General features: G+C 31.0%; 14 protein-coding genes. 9 read left to right on the plus strand and 5 right to left on the minus strand.

Annotated elements, in window-relative coordinates; all coding sequences use genetic code 11:
* Positions 1–298: 298 nt before the first annotated feature.
* Positions 299–1,585: a sensor histidine kinase gene (locus F7018_RS15045; RefSeq protein ID WP_150900927.1), complete on the minus strand. Its 1,287-nt coding sequence runs from the start codon at positions 1,583–1,585 to the stop codon at positions 299–301.
* Between the two features lie 195 nt (positions 1,586–1,780).
* Between F7018_RS15045 and thrS the strand changes: the two genes are divergently transcribed.
* The 5 genes from thrS (at position 1,781) to F7018_RS15070 (ending at position 5,683) form a co-directional block, all read left to right on the plus strand.
* Complete coding sequence (thrS, locus tag F7018_RS15050) at positions 1,781–3,733, plus strand: threonine--tRNA ligase (RefSeq protein ID WP_150900928.1); 1,953 nt, start codon at positions 1,781–1,783, stop codon at positions 3,731–3,733.
* Positions 3,734–3,801: 68 nt separating this feature from the next.
* Complete coding sequence (gene infC / locus F7018_RS15055) at positions 3,802–4,320, plus strand: translation initiation factor IF-3 (protein WP_175578760.1); 519 nt, start codon at positions 3,802–3,804, stop codon at positions 4,318–4,320.
* Between the two features lie 47 nt (positions 4,321–4,367).
* Entirely contained in the window at positions 4,368–4,565 is a 198-nt protein-coding gene (gene rpmI / locus F7018_RS15060; protein WP_150900930.1) for a 50S ribosomal protein L35, read from the plus strand.
* Between the two features lie 90 nt (positions 4,566–4,655).
* Complete coding sequence (gene rplT, locus F7018_RS15065) at positions 4,656–5,000, plus strand: 50S ribosomal protein L20 (RefSeq protein ID WP_150900931.1); 345 nt, start codon at positions 4,656–4,658, stop codon at positions 4,998–5,000.
* A gap of 95 nt (positions 5,001–5,095) precedes the next feature.
* Positions 5,096–5,683: a coiled-coil domain-containing protein gene (locus F7018_RS15070; protein WP_150900932.1), complete on the plus strand. Its 588-nt coding sequence runs from the start codon at positions 5,096–5,098 to the stop codon at positions 5,681–5,683.
* An 81-nt stretch (positions 5,684–5,764) separates the two neighbouring features.
* Here F7018_RS15070 and F7018_RS15075 read toward each other — a convergent pair whose 3' ends face one another.
* Positions 5,765–7,441, minus strand: a complete 1,677-nt coding sequence (locus F7018_RS15075; protein WP_150900933.1) for a formate--tetrahydrofolate ligase — start codon at positions 7,439–7,441, stop codon at positions 5,765–5,767.
* Between the two features lie 203 nt (positions 7,442–7,644).
* Here F7018_RS15075 and secDF point away from each other — a divergent pair, with 203 nt between their 5' ends.
* From secDF to obgE, 3 genes are all read left to right on the plus strand, one after another.
* On the plus strand, positions 7,645–10,620 hold the full coding sequence (gene secDF / locus F7018_RS15080) for a protein translocase subunit SecDF (protein WP_150900934.1): 2,976 nt from the start codon (positions 7,645–7,647) through the stop codon (positions 10,618–10,620).
* Between the two features lie 87 nt (positions 10,621–10,707).
* The gene (locus tag F7018_RS15085; RefSeq protein WP_150900935.1) at positions 10,708–11,826 is read left to right on the plus strand and encodes an adenylate kinase; all 1,119 of its coding nucleotides are present in this window, start codon (positions 10,708–10,710) and stop codon (positions 11,824–11,826) included.
* Positions 11,827–11,873: 47 nt separating this feature from the next.
* Positions 11,874–12,863 (plus strand): GTPase ObgE, encoded by a 990-nt coding sequence (gene obgE, locus F7018_RS15090; protein WP_150900936.1) that lies wholly within the window; start codon positions 11,874–11,876, stop codon positions 12,861–12,863.
* A 97-nt stretch (positions 12,864–12,960) separates the two neighbouring features.
* Here obgE and F7018_RS15095 read toward each other — a convergent pair whose 3' ends face one another.
* Positions 12,961–13,437 carry a C40 family peptidase gene (locus F7018_RS15095; protein ID WP_150900937.1) on the minus strand — a complete coding sequence of 159 codons (477 nt, stop codon included), beginning with the start codon at positions 13,435–13,437 and terminating at the stop codon, positions 12,961–12,963.
* Positions 13,438–13,515: 78 nt separating this feature from the next.
* On the opposite strand from F7018_RS15095, the gene F7018_RS15100 reads away from it, so the two are divergent.
* Positions 13,516–14,271 (plus strand): hypothetical protein, encoded by a 756-nt coding sequence (locus F7018_RS15100; protein WP_150900938.1) that lies wholly within the window; start codon positions 13,516–13,518, stop codon positions 14,269–14,271.
* Positions 14,272–14,309: 38 nt separating this feature from the next.
* Here the strand turns inward: F7018_RS15100 and F7018_RS15105 are convergent, their stop codons facing one another.
* A complete protein-coding gene (locus tag F7018_RS15105; RefSeq protein WP_150900939.1) occupies positions 14,310–14,834 on the minus strand; it encodes a C40 family peptidase in 525 nt (174 codons plus the stop codon).
* 35 nt (positions 14,835–14,869) lie between these two features.
* Positions 14,870–15,985, minus strand: coding sequence for a lipid-A-disaccharide synthase (gene lpxB, locus F7018_RS15110; RefSeq protein ID WP_150900940.1), 1,116 nt, complete (start codon positions 15,983–15,985; stop codon positions 14,870–14,872).
* Positions 15,986–15,988: the final 3 nt, after the last annotated feature.

Raw genomic sequence — 15,988 nt, forward strand, 5'->3', positions numbered from 1 at the left:
ATTTTGTAATAAACAAGAATAATTTAACTTATTTTTTACTCTCTTTTAACACCACTCTACCGTCTATTTTAATGAACTTTCGCTATCTTTATAACTTGTCGTTTTTTCGTTAGCGGGTGCAAATATAGAACTCTTTTTTAACACAACAACTATCTTTTTAAATCTTTTTTTGAGTTGTTTTTTAATCATCTATTTGTCAATAAGTTACACTCTAAAGTTTTTTAGGTTAGGTATTCATTTAATTAAGTTCTATATGATTTATCAAACTTATTATCTATAATTAGATGCTCTTATATCACTAACCGAAGCTCTTTCGTATCGAAAAAAAGAAAGTACTACCTACTCCTACTTTACTTGTTAACCAGATTTTACCACCTGATCTTTCTACTATTTTCTTCACCAAAGGCAAACCAACTCCTATTTCTCCACCTCCAGAATCAATATCTAATCTCTGAAACAACTCGAATATCTTATCGAAAAACTTCTTTTCAATACCTGGCCCATTATCTTTAATCGAGAAAACATACTCATCTCCTTCTTCTTTGCATGCGACCTCTATTTTAATATCGCTACTATTATTATGTACTATTCCATTTTCTATTAAATTTTGAAAAACCTGAATCAACTGTTCTTCATTAAAGAAAATCTTTGGCATTTCATCTTTTATAATTATTTGACAAGAATCCGTTTCATTTGAACTTTTAATCTTCCTTAACATAAACCCTACATCAACCCTTGTTAATTCCTTTTCCTTTTTCTTATATAAGGAATAATTCAATATACCTTTTATAAGTTTTTCCATTTGTTCCGCTAACTCTTTAATTCCAGTTATACTTGAATTCAATTCTTCGTTTTCATTTTCTTTCAATATAACCTCACTCCACTCTGCTAACGTATATATATTTCCTAACGGTTGTTTTAAGTCATGTGAAACTACATAGGCAAACTCTTCTAGATCTTTATTCCTTGCACTTAACTCCTTTGCTCTTCTTTCTAAAGCCTCTGTCCTCTCTTTAATCTTACCTTCTAAACTTTCGTTTAATTCTACCAACTCTTGCCTATACCTTATAATACCATTTAATATTATAAATGAATAAACAAATATTGTTGTAGTAGATATTATAATAGCTCCTTCTTCTACTATACCTAAGTTTGACTTCAGCACCCAATAACTCATATGTATAAGTTGCGAAGCACTAAACAACACTATCAATAACCTACTACTTAACATTAACACCCCACCAAACATCACTATAAATGTCCCTAACAGATAATCTATCGAGAAACTATTCAACGCTACTGTGTATGTTAGATAATGTTGAAACAATAATAAAATTACAAAAACGAAAATCCCGTAGTAATCAACTACAACTCTATGTTTAGTTAACGGCAGTAATGCTACTAACATAAATAAAACTGCAAAAACTTCCCTGAGATAAGGAATCTCTACCGCATTCACATTATATCGAAAGATTAATAATGAATATATATACACTCCTGGAGAAATCAAACAAAGCACTAAACTATTGTTCTTTATCTCAAACGGTTCTAAACGACCAATCTTTTTCAAAGAGTCTAAAAACATACTATATTACATTATTAACTTATAAATATAAGTATTTCATCCTAAACTCTCTCATATTTTACCCTTCTTATTATATCTTTTCTTTTTCTTAGAAATACAACAAACTATATATTGTACAGCAAACGGTTTTACAATATCTTTGCCACTTGAAATTTCCACTTGTAAGGAAATTTAACCTAAAGACATATTTAAATAATGATTAAAATTACATTGCCAGACGGAAACGTCAAAGAATTTGAAGTGAACAGCACCGCTATGGATGTTGCTAAGAGTATAAGCGAAGGTTTTGCTAGAAACGTAATTTCTGCAAACTTTAATGGTACAACCATTGAAACCTCTACTCCATTAACCACCGATGGTTCTTTAATACTATATACATTTAATGATGAAGCAGGAAAAAAAGCTTTTTGGCATTCTTCTGCTCACGTATTAGCTCAAGCTATTTTGGAATTTCATCCAAACGCTAAATTAACTATAGGTCCTGCTATTGACAATGGTTTTTATTATGATATAGATTTAGGTGATGAAACTATTTCTGAGAAAGATTTTTCTGCTATTGAAAAGAAATTTTTAGAATTAGCAAGAGGTAAACATGAATTTAAATTACGTTCTGTTTCCAAAGCCGATGCTTTATCTTACTATAAAGAAGAAGGTAACGAATACAAAGTTGAATTAATTGAAAATTTAACTGACGGAGATATTACTTTCTGTGACCATAGTGATTTTACTGATTTATGTAGAGGTGGACACATTCCAAACACAGGAATAATTAAAGCTATTAAAGTAATGAACGTTGCTGGTGCTTACTGGCGCGGGGATGAAAAAAATAACCAATTAACCCGTATTTATGGTATTTCTTTCCCTAAGCAAAAAATGCTTACTGAATATTTAGAATTACTAGAGGAAGCTAAAAAGCGTGACCACAGAAAACTTGGTAAAGAATTAGAATTATTTACTTTTTCTCAAAAAGTTGGACAAGGGTTACCTTTATGGTTACCTAAAGGAGCTGCATTAAGAGAAAGATTAGAAAGTTTCTTAAAAAATGCTCAAAAGAAAGCTGGTTACGAAATGGTAATGACCCCTCATATTGGTCAAAAAGATCTTTATGTTACTTCTGGTCATTATGCTAAATATGGTGAAGATAGTTTTCAACCTATAAAAACTCCTAAAATGGATGAAGAGTTTTTATTAAAACCAATGAACTGTCCTCATCACTGTGAAGTATACAATTTCAAACCTCATTCTTATAAAGATTTACCTAAGCGTTTTGCTGAATTCGGTACTGTATATAGATATGAGCAAAGTGGTGAATTACATGGATTAACTCGTGTAAGAGGTTTTACTCAAGATGATGCACACATTTTTTGTACACCAGAACAACTTGATGAAGAATTCAAAAATGTTATCGATTTAGTACTATATGTTTTTGGTTCTTTAGGTTTTGAAAACTTTACTGCACAAGTTTCAGTAAGAGATCCTGAGAATCCAGATAAGTATATTGGTTCTGTTGAAAACTGGGAAAAAGCTGAGCAAGCTATTATCAATGCAGCTCAAGACAAAGGTTTAGATTTTGTTATCGAAGAAGGTGAAGCTGCTTTTTACGGACCTAAATTAGACTTTATGGTTAAGGATGCTTTAGGTAGAAGTTGGCAACTAGGAACAATTCAAGTTGATTACAACTTACCTGAACGTTTTGACCTACACTACAAAGGTAGTGACAATGAGTTACACCGTCCTGTAATGATTCACCGAGCACCATTCGGTTCTTTAGAGCGTTTCATAGCAATTTTACTAGAGCATACTGGTGGTAATTTCCCTCTTTGGTTAACTCCAGAACAAGTTATTGTACTGCCAATCAGCGAGAAATATCAAAAATATACCAAAAAAGTTTTAACTTTGTTAGAAAATTCCGAAATTCGCGCCCTCGTAGACAATCGTAGTGAGAAGACTGGAAGAAAGATTCGTGATGCGGAAGTTAGCAAAATACCTTTCATGGTAATTGTAGGTGAAAAGGAGGAGCAAGATGGCACAGTATCTGTAAGGAAACATGGAGAAGGAGACTTAGGTACATTCACGATAGAAGAATTTATTTCTCTAATAAAGAAAGAAGTTGGTAAGACATTAGTTCCTTTTGGAAACGAAAAATAAAATAGTAATTTTTAAATTTATAAGTTATAGCAATTAGAAGAAGAGGCGGACGTAGACCGCTTAGAGTAATTAAAGAAGATCAGCATAGAATTAATGATAAAATTAAATATGTTGATGAAGTTCGCCTTGTTGGTGAAAACATTGAGGTAGGTGTATATCCTTTAGCAAAAGCAAAAGAGATAGCACGAGAGCAAGAATTAGATTTAGTAGAAATTTCTCCTAAAGCTGTTCCTCCTGTTTGTAAAGTTATTGATTACAAAAAGTTTTTGTACGAGCAAAAGAAACGTGAAAAAGCTTTAAAAGCTAAGGCTACTAAAGTTACTGTAAAGGAAATTCGTTTCGGTCCTCAAACTGATGAGCATGATTATGAATTTAAAAAGAAACATGCTATTAAGTTTTTACAAGACGGAGCTAAATTAAAAGCTTTTGTATTCTTCAAAGGACGTTCTATTGTATTTAAAGAACAAGGGCAGATTTTACTATTAAAGCTAGCTCAAGAATTAGAAGAATATGGTAAGGTAGAGCAAATGCCTAAACTAGAAGGAAAAAGGATGATTATGTTTATTGCTCCTAAAAAGACAAAATAAACCTATCATACTTACAATATATAAGCAAGATAAACTAAAAAACAAAGATGCCTAAAATTAAAACAAAATCTAGTGCCAAGAAACGTTTCAAGTTAACTGGTTCTGGAAAAATCAAAAGAAAGCACGCGTTCAAAAGTCACATCTTAACAAAGAAGTCTAAAAAACGTAAGCTTGCATTAACTCATTCGACTTTAGTTCACAAGTCAGATGAGGCTAGTATTAAGCAACAATTAGTTTTAAAATAATTGTTAGCCAGGGAATTTAATTATTAACCATGGAGTTAGGCTCAATAAAGTATCGAATTTCGATCGCCTACTACAAAAAACATTTGAATTATGCCAAGATCAGTAAATTCAGTAGCTTCAAGAAATAGAAGAAAGAAAATCTTGAAGCAAGCAAAAGGTTACTTTGGAAGACGTAAAAACGTTTACACAGTAGCAAAGAATGCGGTTGAAAAAGGAATGCAATATGCATACCGTGACCGCAAAAACAATAAGAGAAACTTCCGTTCATTATGGATCCAACGTATTAACGCTGGAGCTCGTCAGTTTGGAATGTCTTACTCTCAGTTTATGGGGAAAGTAAAAGCTAACAATATCGAATTAAACCGTAAGGTTTTAGCTGATTTAGCGATGAACAACCCAGAAGCTTTTAAGGCCATTGTAGAAAAAGTAAAATAAGTTTCACAACCTTGCTTATACTAAAAACCCAAACTTAAACGTTTGGGTTTTTTTAAATCAAAACATTCAATTATTCTAACATAAAATCTTTACCTATGAAAACTTTAAGAATATTATTCATTTTTATTTTTACTCAAGGTATTATAGCACAAAACTCGAGTAAAACCGAACTACCTAATACGGTTGAAAATCAATTTAAAAAACTTTATAAAAACTCAAACAATTACCAAATCTATAAGGTTATAAAGAAGAATGAGTTTTTGAGTTTACAGAAAAATATTTTAGACAGCATAAAAGCGATAAAAAATGACGCTGCTGCTAAACAAATTAAAATAAATGAACAACTAAAAAACATCACTTCTTTACAAACTAAGATTGACGCTTTAAACAACAACTTATCTGCTTCTATAGAAAAAGAAGATGCTATTTCATTTATAGGTATCCCTCTAAAAAAAGGTACTTACAATACTATTGTATGGAGTATTATAATTGCTCTAGTTGTTGGCTTGGCTTTTTTCATTTTTCGTTTTAAAAACAGTAATGCTGTTACTAAACAAACTAAAGATTTATTAATTGATGTTGAGCAAGAATTTGAACAACACAAGAAAAACGCCTTAACAAAAGAACAAAAACTAAGACGTCAGTTACAAGATGAAATTAACAAACAACGTGGTGTAAGTTAATAGTTTAATTATAAAAGTTTTCTAAATAAAAATCCCGAGTTTTTAACTCGGGATTTTTATTTTAAGCAGTATTTTACTTCATTAAGACAAACCAGATATTACACCTTGATTGTCAATAGTCATATTTTCTGATGCTGGCACAGCTGGTAAACCTGGCATACGCATCATTTTTCCTAAAATTGGAATAATGAATTGAGCTCCTGCTGCTATTTCAATTTCACGAACAGTTACAGTAAAACCTTCTGGTCTTCCAATTAATTTATCATTATCTGAAAAAGATTTTTGTGTTTTAGCCATACACACTGCAAAATCATTGAATCCTAAACGATCAATTCTTCTTAAGTTTAGTTGTGCTTTTTTACTATACTCAACTTTTTCGGCTCCATAAATCTCTTTAGCTATCGTTTCAATTTTTTCCTTAACTGGACTTGTCCAATTATACAATGGTTTGAATTGAGTTGCTTTATTTTCAACAACATCAACTACTGCATTGGCTAAGTTCTTTGTTCCTTCTCCTCCTTTTGCCCATCCTTCAGATACTACAGCTTTTACACCCAACTTACCACATGCTTCGATAACAAAGTTTACCTCTTCTTCTGTATCTGAAATAAATGAATTAATTGCAACTACAGGCTCAATATTATATTTGCGAATATTTTCAATATGCTTCTCTAAATTTTTTAATCCTTCTTGAACTCTTTCTATACTTGGTGTATTGTATTCTTCTTTTTGAGCACCTCCATGATGACGCAATGCTCTAACAGTAGCTACTAATACTACACACTTAGGGTTTAACCCTGCATGTTGCGATTTAATATTTAAAAACTTTTCTGCTCCTAAATCTGCTCCAAAACCAGCTTCTGTAACTACGTAATTGGATAATGACAATCCCATTTTAGTGGCAATAATTGTATTAGTTCCTTGGGCTATGTTAGCAAATGGACCTCCATGAATAATTGCTGGATTCTCTTCTAAGGTTTGAACTAAATTAGGCTTTATAGCATCCTTTAATAAAATAGCCATTGCATCTTGAGCTTTCAAATCGCTTGCAAAAACTGGTTTTTTATCAAAAGTAAACCCAATAAATATATTCCCTAATCGTTTTTTCAAGTCATCAAAATCGGTTGCCATACAAAGTATTGCCATTACTTCTGATGCAGGCGTAATATTAAATCCATCTTCACGTGGTATTCCATTAGCAGTTCCTCCTAATCCAATAGTAATATGACGTAATGATCTATCGTTCATATCAATTACACGTTTCCATAAAATGGTACGGGGATCTATATTTAAATTATTGGTTTTACTCTGTAAATTATTATCAATTAATGCTGATAATAAGTTATTCGCTTTTTCTATTGCATTAAAGTCACCCGTAAAGTGTAAATTAATATCTTCCATAGGTACCACTTGAGAGTAGCCTCCTCCAGCGGCTCCTCCTTTAATACCAAAAACAGGTCCTAAAGATGGCTCGCGTAAAACAACAGTAGCTTGCTTTCCTACTTTATTTAACCCTTCTGTTAAACCAATAGAAACAGTTGTTTTACCTTCTCCTGCTGGTGTTGGTGTTAAAGCTGTTACTAAAACTAAATTGTTTTCTTTTACTTTATTTTCATCAATTAAACTTAATGGTAATTTAGCTTTGTATTTACCATACATTTCTAAATTATCTTCATTTAGATTAAGCTTATTAGCTACAGTTTTAATGTGCTGTAATTCTTTTGCTTGAGCTATCTCAATATCGGTTAAATGCGCCATAGCGAATTATATATTTTTAGTTGTTTATTCTGCTTTAAAAAGCAGGTAAATATACATAATATAATCCCTATAAAAACTGACATTTATTAGCATAATTTAACTAATTCTGTGCGAAACAGATAAATATAGTAAAAGAATTGGCAAATCTTTTTTGAAATACTATATTTGCACGTTTTAAAAAAAGTCGATTTAAATTAATAAAAATGCAAAACAAAGGTCTTATTAAATTATTTGCTATCCTGTTCGGGTTAGTGAGTTTGTACCAGTTGTCGTTTACATTTTTCGCTAACAAAGTTGAAGATAGCGCAAAAGTATACGCAAAAGAAAATGTAGAAGGTAACAACGGAAGAGCGTTAGCTAGAGCCGAAAGGAAATATCTAGATAGTGTAGCAAATAAAGAGGTATTAAATTTAGGAATTGCAAAGTACACTTTTGATGAAATCAGGGAGAGAGAAATGAACCTTGGTTTAGATTTAAAAGGTGGTATTAATGCAATTTTACAAGTATCTGTAAAAGATATTTTAATTGGGTTATCTAACAACTCAAAAAACACTGTTTTTATTGAAGCATTAGCAAAAGCTGATGAAGCCCAAAAAAATAGTCAAGATGATTATATAGATTTATTCTATAGCGAGTTCGAAAAATTAAGCAAAGGAAACGTTAAGTTAAGCGATCCAAGCATTTTTGGAACTAAAGCCTTACGTGACAAAATTGATTTCAACAAAACAAATGAACAAGTAAAATCGACTTTACAAGAAGAAATCAATTCGTCTATTAACACTGCTTTTGAGGTATTACGTAGCCGTATTGATAAATTTGGTGTTGTTCAACCAAGTATTCAAAGAATCGGTACTTCTGGTCGTATTCAAGTTGAATTACCAGGAGCAAAAGATATTGAACGTGTAGGAAAACTATTACAAAGTACAGCAGAATTACAATTTTGGGAAGTATATACAAATGCTGAAGTTCAAAATTATCTCTTTGCTGCTAATGCAAAGGTTGCTGAATTATTAAAAGATGATTCTTCAACTGAACAGGCAAAAGATTCTACTAAAACTGATAACATTGATGATTTATTAGGAGAGTCTGCTGATTCTACTAAAGTTGAAAATCAAAAGAACTTATTTACATACTTATTCCCTAATGTAGCTCAGAGCCAACAACAAATGAGTTCTTTAGTAGCACAAGCTAGAGTGCAAGATACTGCCAAAGTAAACAGTTTATTAGCTAACAAGCAAGTAAGAGCTTTATTACCAAGTAACTTAAAATATGTTAAGTTTTTATGGGATTATAAAGCACAACCTAGTGCAGATGGAACAAATCAAATTATTGGTTTGTATGCAATAAAATCTAATAGAAATGATAAAGCTGCTATTGATGGTGATGTTATTGCTGATGCTACACAAGACTATGATCAATTAAGCAAGCCAATTGTATCTATGACGATGAACGCAATAGGAACTAAGAAATGGTCGAAATTAACAGGAGAAAACATAGGGAAATTTGTTGCTATTGTGTTAGACAATTATGTTTATACCGCACCAGTTATTAATGGACAATTAGGTAGCAAGTCTTCTATTTCTGGTGGTTCTATGACTGTTAACGAAGCTCAAGATATTGCAACTGTATTAAAAGCTGGTAAATTACCTGCTCCTGCAAGAATGATCCAATCAGAAGTAGTTGGACCTTCTTTAGGACAAGAATCTATTAATGCAAGTATGTGGTCATTCGGATTAGCTATCTTATTAGTATTAGCGTGGATGATTTTATACTATGGAAAAGCTGGTTTATATGCTAATATTGCATTATTAGTAAACATCTTATTCATCTTTGGATGGTTAGTATCTTTCAGCGCTGTATTAACTTTACCTGGAATCGCTGGTATTATCTTAACTATAGGTATGTCGGTTGATGCGAACGTTATTATTTTCGAAAGAATTAAAGAAGCATTATCTGGAGGAAAGAGTTTAGGTGAGGCTGTTAATGAAGGATTTAGTTTTAAAGGAGCTTTATCTGCAATTATTGATGCAAACATTACTACTTTCTTAACAGGTGTTATCTTATTTGTATTTGGAACAGGACCAATTAAAGGTTTTGCTTATACATTAATGTTAGGTATTGCTACTTCTTTATTTACAGCAATCTTTATTACTCGTTTATTTATTGATGGAGCTGTAAACAAAGGTACTAACTTAACATTCAATACTGGAATTTCTAAAAACTGGTTTAAAAATATTAGCATTGAATTCTTAAAGAAACGTAAGTTAGCTTACATTATTTCTGGATTCTTTATCATAGCTGGATTAATTTCAATCTTTACTTTAGGATTAAAGCAAGGTGTTGATTTTAAAGGAGGACGTTCTTATGTTGTTCGTTTTGACCAAGGAATGAAAGCTAATGAAGTAGCTTCAGCTTTAAAAGGTGCTTTTGGTACTTCTCCAGAAGTAAAAACTTATGGTTCTGAAAACCAATTAAAAATAACTACTGTTTTCAAAATTGATGAAGAAGGTAAAAACGTTGATAATGAAGTACAAACTGCTTTATACAACGGTTTAAAACCTTATTTAGGTACAACTTCTTACGAAGATTTTAAACCTGGTTTTGAAAAAGCTGGTAGTGGAATAATGAGCTATATGAAAGTAGAGCCAACAATTGCAGATGATATTAAACAAGCTGCAATATGGGCTGTATTAGGATCTTTAATTGTAGTATTCTTATATATCTTATTACGTTTTAGAAAAATGTCTTTCTCTATTGGTGCCGTAGTAGCTGTATTCCATGATGTATTAGTAGTATTAGGAGTTTTCTCTATATTCTACAAAGTAATGCCTTTCGATATGGAAATAGGACAATCGTTTATTGCTGCTATTTTAACTGTAGTTGGATACTCTTTGAATGATACCGTGGTAATTTTCGATAGAATTAGAGAATATGCTGCAAACAGCAACTCTTTAACTGCTAACATTGTAGACAAAGCTTTAAGTAGTACTTTAGGAAGAACAATTAATACTTCTTTAACTACTTTATTAGTAATGTTAGCTATTTTCTTCTTCGGTGGAGATAGTATTAAAGGATTTATGTTTGCACTTATTGTTGGTGTAGTTGTAGGTACTTACTCTTCATTATTCGTGGCAACACCTGTAATGTTTGATACTTCTAAAAAAGAAGACAATAAATAATATATAAAAAAACACTCAAAAAACCGTTTTGAATATTTTTCAAAACGGTTTTTTCATTTAATATCAAGCAACTATCTTTGCAATCTGATGAAAATTACAAAACTTCACGATTTATATTTTAAAGAGTACATTTCAAGTAATGAACTCTCAAACATTGTACAGTCTCTGGCAGAACAAGTAAGAAAAGATTTACCTAAAAATGAAGTTCCTTTTTTTGTAGGAATTTTAAATGGATGCTTTGTTTTTACTGCTGATTTTTTACGAGCTTACAAAGGAGATTGCGAAATGACTTTTGTTAAATTAGCTTCTTATGAAGGGACTACTTCAACAGAAAATGTAAAGAAACTTATTGGTATAAACGAAGATTTAACAGGTCGTACCGTTATCATATTAGAAGATATTATTGATACGGGTACTACTTTACAAGAAATCTACGAAATATTCAAAACAAAAAATCTAAAAGAACTTAAAATAGTATCGCTATTCTTTAAACCTGACGTGTATCGAAAAGAACTTCCTATAAATTATGTTGGAAAAAATATTGAAGACAAATTTATTGTAGGATACGGATTAGATTACAAAGGTTATGGAAGAAATTTGCCTGCTATTTATCAATTAACAACACAACCCAAAATGAAAAACATCGTATTATTCGGACCTCCTGGTGCAGGAAAAGGTACACAAGCTGAAGTATTAAAAGAAAAGTACAACTTAGTACATATTTCTACTGGTGATGTATTCCGATTTAATATTAAAAATGAAACTGAATTAGGATTATTAGCAAAAACATACATGGACGATGGTAACTTAGTTCCTGATGAAGTTACTATTAGCATGTTAAAAGCAGAAGTTGAAAAAAATACTGATGCCGCTGGTTTTATTTTTGATGGATTCCCAAGAACTGAATCTCAAGCAAAAGCTTTAGATGAATTTTTAGCTGAAAAAAATGAACGTATAAATGGTATGGTTGCTTTAGAAGTTTCTGAGGACTTATTAGTTGAGCGTTTATTAGAAAGAGGTAAGACTAGTGGTCGTACTGATGATATGGATGAAGGTAAAATTCGTAATCGCTTTAACGAATACAATACTAAAACAGCTGTTTTAAAAGATTTTTACCAAAATCAAAACAACTATTATGGAGTAAACGGTGTAGGTTCTATTGAAGAAATTACAGAACGTTTATCAGAAGTGCTTGACACTTTATAAAAATTAATTTTACTTCTGTTTATTAAACAGAAAACAACTTAGAAAGAATGACTGAAGGAAATTTTGTTGACTACATAAAAATCTACGCATCTTCTGGTAAAGGAGGTAGAGGATCGGCTCACTTGCATCGTGAAAAATTCATTACAAAAGGTGGACCAGATGGTGGAGATGGAGGTCGTGGTGGTCACGTAATATTACGTGGCGATAAAAATATGTGGACACTTTTCCATTTAAAATTTAAACGTCACTTTAGGGCTGAATCTGGTGGTGATGGTAGTAGCAGTAGAAGTTCTGGACATGATGCTAATGATGTTATTATTCCAGTACCATTAGGAACTATTATTAGAGATGCTGACACTGATAAAATCTTATATGAAATCACAGAAGATGGTCGTGATGTAATACTATTAGAAGGTGGTAAAGGTGGTAAAGGAAACTGGCATTTCAAATCTTCTACTAACCAAACACCTCGTTATGCTCAACCAGGTATTGACGGTAAAGATGGATGGTTTCGTATAGAGCTTAAAATCTTAGCTGATGTTGGTTTAGTTGGTTTTCCTAATGCTGGAAAATCTACTTTATTGTCTGTTATAACAGCTGCTAAACCAAAAATTGCTGATTACGCTTTTACTACTTTAAAACCTAATTTAGGAATTGTAGAATACCGTAATCACCAGAGTTTTGTAATGGCTGATATCCCAGGTATTATTGAAGGAGCTTCAGAAGGAAAAGGTTTAGGTCATTATTTCTTACGTCATATAGAACGTAATTCTACCCTACTCTTTTTAATTCCTGCTGATAGTGATGATATTCAAAAAGAATACGATATCTTATTGAATGAATTAAGGAAACATAACCCTGAATTATTAGATAAAGATCGTTTATTGGCAATTTCTAAGTCGGATATGTTAGACGATGAATTAAAAGAAGAAATTAAAAAAGAATTACCTGAAGGTATTGAAACCTTATTTATCTCTTCAGTAGCTCAACTAGGCTTAATGGAGTTAAAAGATAAATTATGGTCTATGTTAAACTAACATATTTCTTTAATAAAAAACAGAAAGCAATCTCAATAGAGGTTGCTTTTTATTTTATACTATATCTATTTTAAAAAATGATAAATAGAGTATACAATTAAAAAACTCGCTTTGCTTTTACAAATTCTTTTTTCCAATAACTTTCTTTCATTGATGAAACAATTACACCTTTTGAAGTTGTCGAGTGAATAAATTGAACATCATCATTATTAACAGATACAACTAACCCCACGTGATTAATTCCTCCTTTTAATCGGGAAATATCAAAAAATAATAAATCCCCCTTTTTAACATCAGAAAGAGAAAGTTCTTTACCTTTTTTACTCATCGAGGCAGAAGAACGTGGTAATTTCTTATCAAAAGCTTTAAAAACTGTTGTCACCAGTCCTGAACAATCCATCCCACTTTTAGTAGTCCCTCCAGCTCTATAAGGAACTCCTTTATATGAATTAGCAAGAATAATTATTTCTTCCTCCTTTGACTTTTCTTCTATATAAGTTTCTTCATCTTGCTTAATAAAACGAAAAAAAATAAAGCCTATAATTATCGATAATAACAGTAATTGTTTTCTCATACACTATTCTAATTAAACCAATAATATTTTGGCATATTAATTGAAACATAGAGTAAAATAACTCAAAAAATTAAAACTATGATAAAAACAACTACTAAAAATTTATTACTACTTCTTTTCTTATCTATACTTCAATTTTCTTGTACAAAGAATGATGAAGAATTAGTTAAAGAAGAAACCAAACCAAAAAGTCTTTTAATCGAATTTGAATTAAATGGGAAGCCAATTTCTATTAATTTTCCTATAACTCAAAACACTGGAATGGGAATCAGAAATACGAAACTACAAAATCCAAAGGGCACTATATTAGCTGGGATTTCTGAAACATTTTCTAATGACGATTATCACATTCAATTATATTTTGATGAATATTTTTCTAACAAAGAATATTCTTTCAATATAGAGGAAAACATGCTCAAACTTCCTTGGGAAGATTTTAAAAATGCAATGTACAGTAATGATAACTTTGGAATAAAATATATAGATTATAAAGAAAGTTATAAAAAAGATTTAAATACTAATAGTCATAAAGGTTTTACTATTAAAATTAAGGATATTAAGAACAACAAAACATATACTAGTTTATTGTTTGAAACATTATATAGTACTGATACCAATAATTCTTATGAGTATAATAATTTAATGAAAAATTCTTTCTTCAAATTTATCTCTTCAGAAAAGTTAGAAGATGATACATCTGGATTTAACAAAAATTATGAAGTTAAAGCTAGTTTTGAATGTAAGCTTCTAGAATATACTAAGAATTTAGATGACGGATTGGTTATAAACGACATCATAAACTTAACTAACGGGAAAATAGTTGGAGTTTTATAAAACTAAAAAGACCTGCAAAAAACTGCAGGTCTTTTTAGTTATAACACACGTTTTGCTTTTATAAATGCTTTTTTCCAATATTTATTAAATAATGAGGTTACAATAACTCCTCTTGAACTTGTTGAATGTATAAAATGGATATCACCATTTTTAACTGATGTCACCAAACCTACATGATTTACTTTTCCTTTTTTTCGTGCTGTTTTAAAAAACAATAAATCTCCACGTTCTACTTTTCGTAAAGGTATTTCATATCCTTTTGTATACATTTCACGAGAAGTTCGAGGTAAATCTATATTACGCTTCTTAAATGACACATGGATTAACCCTGAACAGTCCATTCCTTTATTGGTAGTACCTCCATACCTATATCGAGTTCCCTTATAAGAAACTGCAGTCCAAACTATTTTATCTGCGATGGTAGGTGACGATGATTTCTCTTTTGTTGCTGTTATTATTTTAGACTTTGGCTTTGATCTTTTACTTGAAGAAACATTTTTGGATGAACCACAAGAAATCATTAATAAGGAAAGTGAAAAAATGAAAAGTATTTTTTTTATCATATATTCAATAGCATTTTTAAATTTTATATCTAAGTTTATTTTTTATTCGCTCCCTCAACAATCAGTTTAGCTGTTTTTCCTGAAGCTCCTTTCCCTCCTAACTTTTGTTCTAAATCAAAATAAGACAAAAACAATTCTTCTCTTTTCTTTTGGTTTAAAATAGATTCTAATTCTGTTTTTAAATTTTCTTTGGTAAAATCGTTTTGAATTAACTCTTTAACAACTTCTTTATCCATTATTAAGTTTACTAACGAAATATACTCTAATGTTATAATTCGTTTTGCTATTTGATAAGAAATATTGCTTCCCTTATAACAAACTACTTGTGGCACTTTAAACAAAGCTGTTTCTAAGGTTGCAGTTCCAGAACCCACTAAGGCAGCATGAGAAACACTTAATAAATCGTAAGTCTTATTGCTAATTAACTTAACATTTTTATTACCAATAAATGTTTGATAAAATTCTTTTGTTTGACTAGGTGCTCCACCTACCACAAATTGATACTCAGAAAACTCCTCTACTAATGATAACATTACTGGTAACATCTTAGTAATTTCTTGCTTTCTACTTCCTGGCAATAAGGCTATTATTTCTTTATCTCCTAAATTATATTCCTCTCTAAAACTTTCTTCATCTATCTGCTTTCTCCCAGCTATCCCATCAATTAAAGGGTGTCCAACAAAGTTTACATCATAGTCATATTTCTTATAAAACTCCTTTTCAAATGGTAGTATAACAAACATTTCATCAACATCTCTTTTAATGTCTTTTACCCTACCTGCTCTACTTGCCCAAACTTGTGGGGAGATATAATAATTAGTTCTAATACCTTCTTGTTTTGCCCACTTAGCAATGCGCAAATTAAACCCTGAATTATCTATAAGTACTAATACATCAGGTTTGAACTTAGCAATGTCTCTCTTACAAAAAGAAATCATCCCTAGAATCTTACGTAAATTCATCAGTACTTCTACAAAACCCATAAAAGCACGTTCTTTATAATGCTTTACAAGTGTACCACCAACCTCTTGCATTAAATCTCCTCCCCAAAAACGAATCTCTGCTTTTGGGTCTTCCTTTAACAAAGCTTTCATCAAATTAGCTCCATGTAAATCTCCTGAAGCTTCTCCTGCAAGGATGTAATATTTCATTAA

It is taken from the genome of Tenacibaculum aiptasiae, assembly GCF_008806755.1.
Classification (GTDB): domain Bacteria; phylum Bacteroidota; class Bacteroidia; order Flavobacteriales; family Flavobacteriaceae; genus Polaribacter; species Polaribacter aiptasiae.

Bases quoted from the DNA above. Each gene is read 5' to 3' on its own strand.
- F7018_RS15045 (WP_150900927.1), bottom strand. From the start codon at position 1,585: ATGTTTTTAGACTCTTTGAAAAAGATTGGTCGTTTAGAACCGTTTGAG.
- thrS (WP_150900928.1), top strand. From the start codon at position 1,781: ATGATTAAAATTACATTGCCAGACGGAAACGTCAAAGAATTTGAAGTG.
- rpmI (WP_150900930.1), top strand. From the start codon at position 4,368: ATGCCTAAAATTAAAACAAAATCTAGTGCCAAGAAACGTTTCAAGTTA.
- rplT (WP_150900931.1), top strand. From the start codon at position 4,656: ATGCCAAGATCAGTAAATTCAGTAGCTTCAAGAAATAGAAGAAAGAAA.
- F7018_RS15070 (WP_150900932.1), top strand. From the start codon at position 5,096: ATGAAAACTTTAAGAATATTATTCATTTTTATTTTTACTCAAGGTATT.
- F7018_RS15075 (WP_150900933.1), bottom strand. From the start codon at position 7,441: ATGGCGCATTTAACCGATATTGAGATAGCTCAAGCAAAAGAATTACAG.
- secDF (WP_150900934.1), top strand. From the start codon at position 7,645: ATGCAAAACAAAGGTCTTATTAAATTATTTGCTATCCTGTTCGGGTTA.
- F7018_RS15085 (WP_150900935.1), top strand. From the start codon at position 10,708: ATGAAAATTACAAAACTTCACGATTTATATTTTAAAGAGTACATTTCA.
- obgE (WP_150900936.1), top strand. From the start codon at position 11,874: ATGACTGAAGGAAATTTTGTTGACTACATAAAAATCTACGCATCTTCT.
- F7018_RS15095 (WP_150900937.1), bottom strand. From the start codon at position 13,437: ATGAGAAAACAATTACTGTTATTATCGATAATTATAGGCTTTATTTTT.
- F7018_RS15100 (WP_150900938.1), top strand. From the start codon at position 13,516: ATGATAAAAACAACTACTAAAAATTTATTACTACTTCTTTTCTTATCT.
- F7018_RS15105 (WP_150900939.1), bottom strand. From the start codon at position 14,834: ATGATAAAAAAAATACTTTTCATTTTTTCACTTTCCTTATTAATGATT.
- lpxB (WP_150900940.1), bottom strand. From the start codon at position 15,985: ATGAAATATTACATCCTTGCAGGAGAAGCTTCAGGAGATTTACATGGA.